The sequence below is a fragment of the Halochromatium glycolicum genome, assembly GCF_016584085.1.
GTDB classification, from domain to species: Bacteria; Pseudomonadota; Gammaproteobacteria; order Chromatiales; family Chromatiaceae; genus Lamprobacter; species Lamprobacter glycolicus.
Genome location: NZ_NRSJ01000008.1, coordinates 60,796 through 73,515 on the forward strand (window position 1 = coordinate 60,796; position 12,720 = coordinate 73,515).

Annotated in this window: 10 protein-coding genes and 2 pseudogenes; 4 read left to right on the forward strand and 8 right to left on the reverse strand. The window is 64.2% G+C overall.

Annotated elements, in window-relative coordinates:
• The first annotated feature begins 414 nt into the window (after positions 1-414).
• Both CKO40_RS06610 and polX read left to right on the forward strand, forming a co-directional pair.
• Complete coding sequence (locus CKO40_RS06610; RefSeq protein ID WP_200345412.1) at positions 415-1,692, forward strand: glucose-1-phosphate adenylyltransferase; 1,278 nt, start codon at positions 415-417, stop codon at positions 1,690-1,692.
• A gap of 258 nt (positions 1,693-1,950) precedes the next feature.
• Positions 1,951-3,675 (forward strand): DNA polymerase/3'-5' exonuclease PolX, encoded by a 1,725-nt coding sequence (polX, locus tag CKO40_RS06615; protein ID WP_200345413.1) that lies wholly within the window; start codon positions 1,951-1,953, stop codon positions 3,673-3,675.
• Positions 3,676-3,693: 18 nt separating this feature from the next.
• On the opposite strand, the gene CKO40_RS06620 is transcribed toward polX, so the two are convergent.
• The 3 genes from CKO40_RS06620 to CKO40_RS06630 all read right to left on the reverse strand — a co-directional run bounded on the left by CKO40_RS06620 (position 3,694) and on the right by CKO40_RS06630 (position 6,239).
• On the reverse strand, positions 3,694-5,259 hold the full coding sequence (locus tag CKO40_RS06620) for a hypothetical protein (protein ID WP_200345414.1): 1,566 nt from the start codon (positions 5,257-5,259) through the stop codon (positions 3,694-3,696).
• 87 nt (positions 5,260-5,346) lie between these two features.
• Positions 5,347-5,694, reverse strand: coding sequence for a c-type cytochrome (locus CKO40_RS06625; RefSeq protein ID WP_200345415.1), 348 nt, complete (start codon positions 5,692-5,694; stop codon positions 5,347-5,349).
• A gap of 146 nt (positions 5,695-5,840) precedes the next feature.
• Positions 5,841-6,239 carry a DUF2267 domain-containing protein gene (locus tag CKO40_RS06630; RefSeq protein WP_200345416.1) on the reverse strand — a complete coding sequence of 133 codons (399 nt, stop codon included), beginning with the start codon at positions 6,237-6,239 and terminating at the stop codon, positions 5,841-5,843.
• 341 nt (positions 6,240-6,580) lie between these two features.
• On the opposite strand from CKO40_RS06630, the pseudogene CKO40_RS24870 reads away from it, so the two are divergent.
• Positions 6,581-6,739 (forward strand): annotated as a pseudogene (locus CKO40_RS24870) (chemotaxis protein CheB); the annotation flags it as partial.
• Positions 6,740-6,908: 169 nt separating this feature from the next.
• On the opposite strand, the gene CKO40_RS06640 reads toward CKO40_RS24870, so the two are convergent.
• The 3 genes from CKO40_RS06640 to CKO40_RS06650 form a co-directional block, all read right to left on the reverse strand.
• On the reverse strand, positions 6,909-7,430 hold the full coding sequence (locus tag CKO40_RS06640) for a type 1 glutamine amidotransferase domain-containing protein (protein WP_200345417.1): 522 nt from the start codon (positions 7,428-7,430) through the stop codon (positions 6,909-6,911).
• A 70-nt stretch (positions 7,431-7,500) separates the two neighbouring features.
• Positions 7,501-8,313 carry a slipin family protein gene (locus CKO40_RS06645; protein WP_200345418.1) on the reverse strand — a complete coding sequence of 271 codons (813 nt, stop codon included), beginning with the start codon at positions 8,311-8,313 and terminating at the stop codon, positions 7,501-7,503.
• A 3-nt stretch (positions 8,314-8,316) separates the two neighbouring features.
• Positions 8,317-9,819, reverse strand: a complete 1,503-nt coding sequence (locus CKO40_RS06650) for an NfeD family protein (RefSeq protein ID WP_242476875.1) — start codon at positions 9,817-9,819, stop codon at positions 8,317-8,319.
• Positions 9,820-10,065: 246 nt separating this feature from the next.
• Here CKO40_RS06650 and CKO40_RS06655 point away from each other — a divergent pair.
• A pseudogene (locus tag CKO40_RS06655) lies at positions 10,066-10,713 on the forward strand (class I SAM-dependent methyltransferase); the annotation flags it as partial.
• 161 nt (positions 10,714-10,874) lie between these two features.
• Here the strand turns inward: CKO40_RS06655 and CKO40_RS06660 are convergent.
• Together CKO40_RS06660 and CKO40_RS06665 are read right to left on the reverse strand one after the other, a co-directional pair.
• Positions 10,875-11,093, reverse strand: a complete 219-nt coding sequence (locus CKO40_RS06660; RefSeq protein WP_200345420.1) for a hypothetical protein — start codon at positions 11,091-11,093, stop codon at positions 10,875-10,877.
• 596 nt (positions 11,094-11,689) lie between these two features.
• A complete protein-coding gene (locus CKO40_RS06665) occupies positions 11,690-12,544 on the reverse strand; it encodes a pentapeptide repeat-containing protein (protein ID WP_200345421.1) in 855 nt (284 codons plus the stop codon).
• Positions 12,545-12,720 lie beyond the last annotated feature (176 nt).

Sequence of the window (12,720 nt, forward strand, 5' to 3'; positions counted from 1 at the left end):
CGCGCGTGATGTTGTGCATCGGTCATCGCAGCGCTCATTGCCTCTCAACTCCAGGGCAGGCTCTAGGGAAAGAGCGGCGCTCGGCAACGGCCCTGTGCGACGCTGTGTTTGATACCAAGATGACGCCGCAACGAGCGTGCCGCATAGACATCCGGCCAAGGCGGTGTGGCCCCCCGTTTGCTTGAGTCCTGAAATGGATACAACCACCCGTCGCGATGGAGGCTCCATGATCTCGGTCTGCGCAGCGCTTCTGACAGGACGCCAAGCTTCCCGATCCGCCTTTAGAACCGGGGGCGGGTATCGAATCGCTCCTAGGAGCCAGAGCAGCTCCTGGCCTGTGTCGGGTGGGTCAAGTCAACGATTGGTGGTGTTTTGAACCGTCACTCACCGACACAGGGGACAGGAGCCTAATCGATGCAACCGACCCAATCACATGCTGACAATCGCAACAGCATCATGGCCATGGTGATGGCTGGAGGACAGGGATCACGACTGCGTCCGCTCACCGATAAGCGCTCGAAGCCGGCGGTCCCGTTTGGCTCGCGCTACCGGATCATCGATTTCGTGCTCAGCAATCTGGTCAATTCCGGGATCTCGACGATCTATCTGCTGGTGCAATACAAGTCGCAGTCGCTGATCGAGCATGTGCGCAAGGCTTGGACGATCTCGCCGCTGTTTCCGGATCAGTTCGTGACCGTGGTGCCGCCGCAGATGCTTAACGGCAAGACCTGGTTCACTGGCACGGCGGACGCCGTGGCCCAGAATCTCGAGCTGATCGAATCGCATCATCCGGACCTCGTGCTGGTGTTCGGGGCCGATCATGTCTATCGCATGGATGTCGGCCGGATGATCGAGCATCACCTTGAGCACGACGCCGATGTGACCGTCGCCGCGCTCCCGGTCGCGCGCGAAGAATCATCGAGCTTCGGCGTCATCGTTGCCGACAGCGATGGCCGGGTGCGCGGTTTCGAGGAGAAGCCGGCACAGGGTACGCCGATACCGGATGATCCGAGCCGGGTCTATGCGTCGATGGGCAACTATGTGTTCAGGGCAGGCTGCCTGGTGCGCGCACTGCGCGATGCGCAGCGCAACGGTGAGACCGATTTCGGCAGCCACGTGCTGCCGCGCATGCTCGCCGGGAGCCGGGTGTTTGCGTATGACTTTGCCGACAATCGGGTGCCGGGGGTCAAGTCTTATGAAGAGCAAGCTTATTGGCGTGATGTCGGCACCATCGATGCCTATTACGCGGCGCACCAGGACGTCTTGGGTGCCCAGCCGATCCTGGATCTGTTCAATCCCCGTTGGCCGGTGTTCTCGAGCAATTATCAGGGGCCGGTGGCGCGTGTGATGGACAGCGAGATCGATAACTCACTGCTGGGGGCGGCCACGCTGGTGGAGGGCGCCCGCGTGTGCAACTCGATCGTGCGGCGCGAGGCGGTCATCGAGGAGGGCGCGGAGATCGAGGACAGCATCATCATGGACTATGCAAGGGTCAGCAAGGGTGCGCGGCTGCGCCGCGTCATCGTCGACCGACACAACCTGATCGAGCGGGAGACGAGCATTGGCTGGGACCTCGAGCAGGACCGCGCCAGCCTGCCGGTGACCGACTCTGGCATCGTGGTGGTGCCACGCGGCCGGACGCCTTTCTTCGCCCGCGGGCCGCGTGGAGGCGGTGGCGGGTATTCCGACTAAGGCGATTTCTGTCAAAGCTCATACCGCCTTGCTGGTCTTTTCGCTCGCCTTCTTCGTCGCACCGCCGGTCACATAGCCCGGCTATGCTCCCGGCGACGCTCCTCGAAGGCAAACGAAAATCCTGCGCAGTTCGGTACGAGCTTTTCCGGCAATCGCCTAAGAAACCGTCCATCAACGTCTTCCCGATTTGAGGGTCACTGCTGGGCGATGATCGGGAAGTAGAAAATGGACAGTCACCAAAACAGCTCATCAGACATCATGACGATCCATAACCAAGAAATCGCTGATCGGCTCGAGCGCGCGGCCGATCTGCTCGAGATCGGTGGCAGCGATGCCTTCCGGGTACGTGCCTATCGCCAAGCCGCCCAGACCGTCTCTGGGCTGGCACAGAGCCTGGCCGATCGGGTCGAGAACGGCGCCGACCTGACCGAGCTGCCCGATATCGGCCAGCGTATGGCCGAAAAGATCGCGACCATCGCGCAGACCGGCGAGCTGCCCCAGCTCGACGAGCTCGAGGAGACCCTGCCAGCCCAATTGAGCGAGCTGATGCAGCTCTCCGGGCTGGGGCCGAAGCGGGTCAAGGCGCTGCATCAGGACCTGGGAATTGACAATCTCGATGATCTCAAGCAGGCCGTCGATCAGCAGCGGGTGCGCCAGCTCGAGGGCTTTGGCCGCAAGACCGAGGAGACCATCGCCGAGCATCTGGCCCGGCGCCAGGGCCAGGAGGCGCGCACGCGCTTGATGGAGGCCGAGGAGGTCGCTGAAACGCTCGTCAGGGATCTGGGTGGGATCGAAGGCGTCCAGCAGCTCACCGTCGCCGGCAGCTTCCGCCGCCGCAAGGAGACGGTCGGCGATCTCGATATCTTGGTCACCGCCGAGGAAGGGTCAGCAGTAATGGAGCAATTCACCGGCCATGACGAGGTCCGGGAGATCGTCTCCCAGGGTGAGACCCGCTCCACGGTGGTGCTGCGCTCGGGCCTGCAGGTGGACCTGCGCCTGATGCCAGAGGCCGCCTACGGCGCCGCGCTGCATTACTTCACCGGCTCCAAGGCGCACAACATTGCCGTGCGCCGAATGGGGGTCGAGCGCGGCCTCAAGATCAACGAGTACGGTGTCTTCCGCGACGACGAGCGCATCGCCGGGCGCACCGAGGAGGAGGTCTACGCCAGCGTGGACCTGCCGTATATCGAGCCGGTGCTGCGCGAGCATCACGGCGAGATCGAGGCCGCGCAGCAGGGTCGGCTGCCGCAGCTCATCGAGCTTGACGCCATCCGCGGCGATCTGCATTGCCATACCCGGGCCAGCGATGGGCACGAGAGCCTGCGGGCGATGGCCGAGGCCGGCGCCGAGCGCGGCTATGAGTACCTGGCGATCACCGATCACACCCAGAACCTGACCGTCGCCGGCGGCCTCGACGAGACCCGGCTACGCGAGCAGATCGAGCGCATCGATCGGCTGAACGATGAGCTTGACGGTCGGATCACAGTGCTCAAGTCCGCGGAAGTCGACATCCTGGCGGACGGCTCGCTCGACCTCCCGGATTCCATCCTCGAGCAGCTCGACCTCTGTGTCTGCTCGATCCACGACAAGCTCGATCGCTCGCGCGAGCAGCAGACCGAGCGGGTGCTGCGGGCGATGGAGAACCCGAATTTCTCCATCCTTGGCCATCCGCGCGGGCGTCTGATCGGTAAGCGCGATTCCTATGAGTTGGATCTGGAGCGGGTGCTCGCGGCGGCGGCCGAGCGCGGCTGTTTCCTCGAGGTCAACGCCCAGCCGAAGCGGCTTGATCTCAGCGATGCCGATTGCCGCCTCGCCAAGGAGATCGGCGTCAAGGTCGCGATCTCGACCGACGCCCATAGCAGCACCCATCTGGACTACATCCGCTTCGGTGTCGACCAAGCGCGTCGCGGCTGGCTCGAGGCCGATGACGTGATCAACACCCGCTCGCTTGAGGCGCTGCGCACGCTGCTTAAGCGCGGATGAGTCTGACAGCAATCCAGCCTAGTCTGTCGCGCTCCAGTCGAGACGGATCTCGCCTTTGAAGATCTTGTCATCGGGCAGCGTCGGGGACGTCTCCGGATCGACCTCGCGGTAGACGTTGCGCATCGGGTCGAGGTTGGCGTCCCGACCGCGGACGTAGCTCTGCTCGCGCACAATCGTGAGATAGGCCTTGTTGAGCGCGAGCGCGCGCTCGCGCGAGGGAATGATCAAGTCGTAGACGTCGCGCCCGCGCACCTTGTCGGTCAGGACCTCGTTGTTGTCCGTGAAGAAGCGCTCAAACAGCTCCTTGTTCTCGCGAAACTCGTCGCCGCCGCCCACGCGCTCAAAGTACTGGAGGATCTCCGGCCGTGTGTCGCCGCGCAGTGGGGCGTCCTCCATGCCGTGCAAATCGATGTAGCCCCAGCCGCGGACGCCGGTGATCTTGCGAGGGAAGGCGAAGGTCTGGTCGATGGTCGCTCCAATGCTGGTGTGACAGCCCATGCAGAACAGGCCTTCCTCGTGGGTCTGCGGGCGCAGGGCGCCCTCGGCGTCTTCGATGAAGCCGAGTACGTACCAGCCGAAGCCATTGTCCATGCCGTAGCCCGGCACCTCTTGGAAGCCACCCTCCGCTTCCTCGAAGGCCGCGTAGCGCGCTGCCACCTCGTCGGGTCCGAGGAAGCGGTGCTTCTTCATGTAGCGCAGCTCCTTCATGCGCGGCGGTGCCGCGATGGCACCGTCCTTTCCAATGCCCAGGTAGCGGACGCTGTGCAGGAACTCGGTACCCTCTGGGTAGAGGAATCGAGCCAGGGGCTCGTCTGCCGCAGCGCCAAAATAGCTCGCCGGGCGGCGCAGCCGGGTAACCTGCTTGCTTAGCACGCCGTCGCCGTCAAGGTCCCGGCCCAAGGCCGTCTCGTCGGTCGTCGGGATCGAGAGGCTGTCCAGGTCCTTGATGGCCGCCTCCAGGGCGCTGAGGTTGAGCTGATAGATGCGCCGGTCCGGCTCGCCGTCAGCATTCTTCTGGAACCGCGGCGGTAGGCGGACGAAGACGTCATCGATGGAGCCGTTGGTGGGCCAGAAGGTGCTCGGCAAAGGCTTGTAATTGAAGGCGACCCAGCCGCTGCCATCGCGGGCGAAGCCAGCCTCGTCGAAGGCGTCGGCGCCCTTGTCCAGATCCTGCATGCGCGGCACATAGCCGGGCCAGCCTTGCTCATCGAGGCGGGCGGCCAGCGGCGTGACATTATCCTCGGCCACGTAGGCGAGGATCTCGCGGTCGCTGATCGCGGCGATACGCTCGCTGCGGTCGACGAACAGGTTGGTCCAGTGATTGTGGAAAGCCTCCTTGGCGAAGTCGTACTCCGACTGCAGCCGCGCATCGTTCATCGCATTGAGCCGCGGCTCGCCCTGATGACTTTGGTGGCAGACATAGCAGGGATTGTGTTTGCCTTCGTGCTTGGTATAGCACTGCGGCGGGACTACCGCTTCGGGATTGTAGAGGGACTCGCCGCTGGCTCCGACGGACGCGACCGGGAGCGAGGCGAGCACACTGAAGGTGGTGCCGAGGAGCAGAGGGTGGAGGGGCGGATGCATGGTGAGTCTTTCCTTCTGGCCTTGCCAACGATGATCTGCCCCCCGGGCACGCCCTGCACTGGCAGCAGGGGGAGCGGTCTGAGCCGCTCAATCGTCGAGCTGATTGAGATAGCTGGCTACGGCTTCCAGCTGGAGCTTGCTTGCCGGCACCGCTTCTTCGTGCTGCTCGGTATTGAGGATCTGCTGCAATTGCGGCGCGGTCCAATCGCTGCGCTCAGCGAGTTTACCGAACTCTGGACCGACGGGGGCGCCGCCTTCATCAGGAACGCGGTGGCAGGTGGTACAGATCTGCTCGGCGATCTGCTCGCCTTGCTGGGCCTGAGATTCCGCGTTGCCGGTCTCGGCAATCGCCTGAGGCGCCCAGAGTGGAAGCAGAAAAGGACCGAGCAGAGCGGCCGCTGAAAACGGCGTCAAGGTGCGACTGGATACTGACATATCATGACTCTCGGGTGTGCTTGATGATGATTCCGGTTGGGCCATGGTCGCACTGCGATAGGCCCAACCCTGGTATTCGGATGCGATCACGGTGGCTGTGGCCGGATCATGGGGCCGGATCATGGGGCCGGCTCAATGCGACCGGCTCAATGCGACATCTTGCCTTCGCTGCCGGCATCGAACAGCCGTTGATAGTCGGCCGGGAGCTGATCGCGCACATGGTCGATGGCGCCCGGTGTCACCGCATCCTTCAGAACATTGAGCACGGCCCGGGTATGGAACACACTCGCCGGCAGGTCGGCGCCCTCGCGCTCGCTGACGCGTTGCAGGAAGTCGTCCGAGGAGAAGGTCTCGGTCTTGTCACGATGGCTGTCGAGCATGAGCTTGAGCTCGCCCGGTAATTGCGCACCAAGATTCTCGGGCTCGCCGCCCTGCAGACGCTCGCTGAGCGTTTCAAGCGTCGCCCGGGTGGCGCTCAGCGCTTCATCGATCGAGCTCATCCGAGCCTGATGTTGGACCTGTCCGAGAAACTCTTGCAGTTGCATGGCTCATGTCTCCATGGGTTATCGATGATCAAGAGGGGTTGGATGGCGCAGATGCGCTCGCTTTGATACGCCTCGTCGCTGCGCCTCCTTCGATTTCAATGAGCCTTCTGCAATGAGCATGCCGTTCTCGTGATCGTCTCTCGCCGTCCATGGCGCGACGCTCCAGTCACTGAGCTGCCGGCTAGGATCGGGTCTTTAGAACCAAAGGGCTGTCTAAAGCAACCACTTGGGTGCTCGCGTCCAGTCTGTGTCGCCATCGCACGGGCGCTGCGACAGGGCTAGCGCCGAATTTGCTGTGCTATGCGACAACAAGAGACTGAATCCATCCTAGGCACACATCCATCCTACGCTCCGGGTCCGGAAACGGCACCCGCGGGCTCCAGGCGATCAAGGTCGCTGGCGGGATGCCCTTTGCGCAGGACGAGGACACCGCGCAGTATTTCGGTATGCCCGGTAACGCCATCGCCAGTGGCGCCGTGGATTTCGCGCTGCCACCGGGCGAGATTGAACGGGAGCCGGGCCGGATTGCACGTCATCCTTATCTGCTCGATCGCGGCGGCTGGACCGAGGGAGAGGAGGACCCGGGGGGCGGGCACTGGCAGCACCGCGTTAAGGGGCGATCCACCATCGTTTGGGTGATTTGCCCGGCAACCGATTGCATGCGGACCCTCAGCTCAGCTGTGCGATCAGGGCTTGGCAGAACATCGGCAGATCGCCCGGGTGCCGGCTCGAGATCAGTGGGCCATCGACGACCACCGCTTCGTCCTCCCACTCAGCACCGGCGTTGCGCAGATCATCTTTGATCGACGGTGCCGAGGTGACGCGTCGGCCGCGCACGACCTCCGCCGAGATCGGCACCCAGCCGGCGTGACAGATGAAGGCGATGGGCCGTTCCAATACCGAGACGCCTTGTACCAGCTCGAGCAGCGGCTGGTCGCGACGCATCCTATCGGGGGCATAGCCGCCTGGGATGATCAGCGCATTGAGCTCATCCGCGCGGACTGAGCCGGCAGCCTCTTCGGCATCAGCAGTCAGGCCATGCTTGCCCCGATAGGTCGTTTTCGCAGTGCCGATGAGCCGGGTTTGCGCACCCGCCTCGCGCATTCGAATCAGCGGATACCAGAGCTCCAGGTCTTCGAAGAGATTCTCGACCAGAACCCCAATGGTCCGGTTGTTAAGCTCGTTTGCCATGTGTCCTCCAGCGACAGGTCGATGTGGCGGGTCAATGTGGCCGAGAAAATGCACGGATGATGCCAAATCCTCACGCCGGGCGTTCCGACGCCTCGGAATCGGCTTCTTGCGGTGATGAGTGCGTCGTACCGGGAGCGCCGGTGAGGGCGCTGAGCCATTCCATCGGCAGCGGAAAGACGACGGTGGTAGCGCGATCGCTGGACATGTCGGCGAGGGTCTGCAGGTAGCGCAGTTGCAACGCCTGCGGTTGCGTGGAGATGACCTCCGCCGCGCCGCGCAGGCGCTCAGAGGCCTGCATCTCGCCCTCGGCATTGATCACCTTGGCGCGGCGGTTGCGCTCGGCCTCGGCCTGACGGGCGATCGCGCGGATCATGCTCTCGTTCAGATCCACGTGCTTGATCTCGACATTGACCACCTTGATGCCCCAAGCGTCGGTCTGATCATCGAGGATGTCTTGGATGTCGCGATTGAGCCGCTCGCGCTCGGAGAGCAGCTCGTCGAGGTCGTGCTGGCCGAGCACGGAGCGCAGCGTCGTCTGTGCCAACTGGCTGGTGGCCATTTGGAAATCCTCGACCTGGATCACCGCCTTGTCGGACTCGACCACCTTGAAATAGAGCACGGCGTTGACACGCACGGTGACGTTGTCCTTGGTGATCAGGTCCTGCTCCGGGATGTCCATGGTGACCACCCGCAGGTCGACCCGAACCATCTGCTGGATTCCCGGGACAATGATGATGAGTCCGGGGCCCTTGACTGCTTGGAAACGGCCGAGGAAGAAGACGACGCCACGCTGATACTCGGGCAGGATGCGGATCGCCGCGCCCAAGAACAGGATGATCAGACCCAGAGGAAGGAGGTAGGTCAGGAATGCGCTATAGGCCATGGGTTACTCCATCGAAGGGTTGGCGGATGGCGCGTGGTCGGGCGAAGAGACGGGCGCGACCTCGAGCTTGAGGCCTTTGACGGCGAGCACCCGCACCGACTCGCCACGTCGGACCGGTGACTGACTACTGGCCTGCCAGAGCTCGCCCTCAATATGCACTTGGCCTGCATTGTTCGGCGCGCCGCCAAAGTCTGCGCGTGCCTCGCCGGTTTCGCCCACCAGGTGATCGGCGCCCACCACCGAGGTCCTGCTGCGCAGGCCGAGGAAGCGTCCGATCAGCCAGATCGAGAGGGCGGCGCTCAAGCCGGCGGTGATGGCGATCACCGGCCAGGAGACGGCGACGCCTTGTTCATCCATCAGGATCACCGAGCCGAACAGGAAGGCGGCAAGCCCGCCGATACCAAGGGCCCCGAAGCTCGGCGCTAGGGCCTCGCCGACCATCAGCAGCACCCCAAGCAGGATCAGGCCGACGCCGGCGTAATTGACCGGCAGCACCTGCAGCGCATACAGGGCGAGCAGCAGGCTGATCGCACCGATAATCCCTGGGAATAGGGCGCCCGGGTTCGAGAGCTCGAAGATGATCCCGTAGATGCCGATCAGCAGCAGGATGTAGGCGACATTCGGGTTGGCGATCACGGACAGTAGCTCAATGCGCCAATCGGCCTCGAGTTCGCGCAGCTCGAGGCTTGAGGTGTCGAGCACCTGCTCGCCAGTTGCGGTCTGCACGCGACGCCCGTCGATGCGCTTGAGTAGGGTGGGAATGTCATTCGCAACCAGGTCGATCACGTCGCGCTCGGCGGCGGCGCCGGATGCCAGGCTGACCGAGGCGCGCACCGCCTCCTCGGCCCAGTCGGCATTGCGCCCGCGCAGCTCGGCCAGCCCGCGGATGTACGCGACGGCGTCATTGACCAGCTTGCGCCCCTTGGCGTCAGCGGCGATGGTGGGAGCGGCTTCTGCTGGGGCCGGCTCGGCCTCGGGCCCGGGCTCGGGCTCGGGCTGCTGACCGTTGTCGCCGTCGTTGACATCCGCATTCCCGTCCGCAGGGGCTTCGGGGGCCGGGAAGCGGTCGCCGAGCCCCGGCAGATCGCCTCCGCCGACCTGAATCGGCGTTGCCGCGCCCAGGTTAGTGGCCGGCGCCATGGCGGCGATCTGGCTGGCGTAGAGGATATAGGTGCCGGCGCTAGCCGCTCGGGCGCCCGGTGGGGCAACGAAGCTGGCCACCGGCACTGGCGAGGCGAGGGTCGCCTTGATGATGCGGCGCATCGCCTGATCCAGGCCGCCCGGGGTGTCCATCCTGAGGACGACGATCTCGGCATCGGTCCGCGCGGCCTGCTCCAGGCCGGTGACGACCAGTTCGCCGGTGGCGGCACCGATGGCGCCGTCGATCGGGATGATCAGCGCCTCCCGCACATCGGCTGCTGAGCTTGTCAGAGGCCCCGTCGCGATCAGCATCAGCAAGGCGATGAGCGAGCGAATCGGCATTCGCAAGATTGCAGGTAATGTCATTCGGGATGCTGTCTTGAATACAGATCTCGGCTGTAGCCTCGACTAAAGCGAGTTTCGTGCCGGGCGAGTTTCATGCCGGGCGATTTTCATTGGCAGGCGGGCGGCTTTCGATGAGCCGTCGGGTTCCAGTGCGCGATGGGTGGCTGGGGTATTTCGGCCGCCGCTGGTTCAATGCGCCCGCGGCGATATCGATAACCGGGATGTAGAAGCCCCTTCGGCCTCGCTCCCGGCGTTCTCGAGCCCGGCGAACGGGTGCTCGACATCGGCTGCGGCGGCTTGGCCGAGCACGCCGCGCGTCACAATGACGCGCAGGTGGTCGGGCTGACTAGCTCGCGCGAGCAGGCGCAGTTGGCGCGGGAGTGTTGCGCCGGGCTGCCGGTCGATGTCCGGCTCCAGGGTGATCGGGAGCTGGATGGGCGTTTCGACAAGATCGCCTCGGTGGGCATGTTCGAGGACGCCGGTCGCAATAACGACGCGGCCTTCTTCGACACCGCCGCGCGGCTGCTGAAAGAGGACGGTCTGTTCCTACTCCATACCATCGGCCCCAGCGCCGACAGTCCGGTCAATGACCCCTGGATCGACCGCGATATCTTCCCCAACGGCGAGCTGCCCAATGCCGAGCGGCTCGCCCAGGCGCTGCGATCGCGCTTCGTGTTCGAGGACTGGCATGCGTTCGGACCGGACTACGATCGTACTTTGATGGCCTGGTGGGCGAACGTCGAGCAGGCCTGGCCAGCGCTCGCCGATGCTGGCTACGACGCGCGCTTCCGGCGCATGTGGAGGTACTACCTGCATTGCTCGGCGGGGTCCTTCCGTTCGCGCCACGATGATCTCTGGCAGCTCGTGCTGAGCCATCCGGGCGGGCGCAGCGAAACCTATCGAGCACCGCGTTGAGATCGGCCCGGCCGGCGCGACCTGCACCGGCCGGGCGTCTCCCGCAGTCGCATCTGCCGTTGTGCCAGCCAGCGCCGCACAAGGTGCAGCGCGCCCCGTTGCTCTTCAATGGGATGAATCATGCGGGATTCATCGTCCGGGATGGCGCCCTGCCATGAGCGTTAGTCCTCGCCGATGACGCGCTCGTCTTTTGGGCGGGAAAGGAGCTTCTCGGCCTCTGATTGGTGCTTGGCGAAGATCATCCGGTAGTCGGCGTCATCGCCTTCGGCGCGCTCGGCGCGGAGGTGACGCACGATGCTGCGGGCATCCTGGTAGCGGTCCTTGGTATCGATATGGGTCAGGACGAGGTTGGGCCGGATCTTGTAGACGAAGTAGGGCATACCACAGCTTTCCATCTTGGTGCCCCGGGCGGCTCTTGCCGGCAAGCGCGGCGCCCGGGCCGGGGTGGTTCAAACAGCGCGCCGGCTTTGTCGCAGAAATGGTGATGCGGCGCAAGCATCCATATACCCAAACCACGTCAGTCGACGGCAGGGCGTAGCGGAGGGTCGGGTAGCGGCAATTGGGGGTGTCGACGGCATGGAAGCCGTCGTCAAGCCTCCAAGGATGGATTCACGGCGTCCCCCGATTGCCGCTGCCCGACCCGGAGCGGGCTCGAAACGCCGAAAACTGATCTGCGATGAGTATAGATGGGCGTGGCCGCTCGTTCGGCGCGCGGTCGGCAGCGCGCGTGCTGCCGGACTGTCCGTTGGTGCGGCGGCTGAGTGCCCGTCAGCAGATGACTTCCCGATTCCGAGGCAACGGGTGCCGGCAGCTGCTGGAGGCAAATGATGAACAAGCCCCTGGCGATTCCCAGGCGCGGATGGGCTGCCATCCGCGCCGGCGCCTTAGATGCCCTATCAAAACAGCCGCTTGACTCGCACAACCTCCTGATCTAACTGGCTAGAGCGGGCATTCTGTTAGGGCTTCTTAGGCTGGATTAGCGCAGATTCTTCTTATAGCTCGGGATCTTGGCGTTGCGAGCCTTCGAGAAGTTGGCGAACTCCATGGTTACGCTGGCGAGCTGGACGCCGCTGAAATCGGCATCGGTGACGATCGCGCCGCGCAGGATGGCGCCGCCGAGGACGGCCCCGGTGAGGTCGGCCCCGGTCAGGTCGGCGTTGCGGAGGTTCGCATCCTGCGCCGAGACGTTGTGTAGCCGGGCCCAGCTGAGATCGGCACCTTCGAGGTTGGCCAGGTTGATCACTGTGAAACCGCCCGCCTGCGAGCTGGTCAGATCGGCCTCGCGGAGGTTGGCGTTGACCAGATTCGCGTCGTTGAGGTGGCAATCGCGAAGATCGGCCGAGCACAGGTTGGCCTCGCGCAGATTGGCCTGGATGAAGAGCGCGCGTGGGGCGGTGACATGACAGAGGTTGCTGTGGCAGAAATCAGCGCCGCGCATGTCGGCGCCATTCAGACGCGCCCGCTGCAGTGTGGCGAAACGGACCTCGGCCTTTCGCAGGTCGGCACCGTCCAAGATCGCATCACTGAGATCGCACTGGCTGAGTACTGCGGCTGCCGCCGGTCGTTCCGAGCCGGCCCGCACCCGTGATAGGTCCGCGCCGCTCAGCATCGCTTCGTTGAGGTGGGCGCTAAGCAGTCTGGCCCCGACAAGGGTTGCTTCGCGCAGATCGGCTCCGACCAGATCGCTGAACTCGAGATTCGCGTCGGTCAGGTCCATGCCGCGCAGGTCGGCGCCGTTCAGCCGCATATCGCGTAGATCGGCGCCGATGAGCGAATCGCCTTCGACCGAGGCCAGCACCTCGCCCGTGTCTTTGTGTTTGATCTCGACCATGGTGTCCTCCTCGGATGATGGTGGTTGCCGACCGCGGCACGCTTGATCGTCTTAGGTGGTGAGTGGCCGTTGCTCACAGCGAACCCGAGTCGACGGCCCGATCCGCTATGCTATCCACCCCCTGCCGCCTTTGCATCAGAATACAGAGCAGGCTATCACCGCAGCCCCTGGAGGAG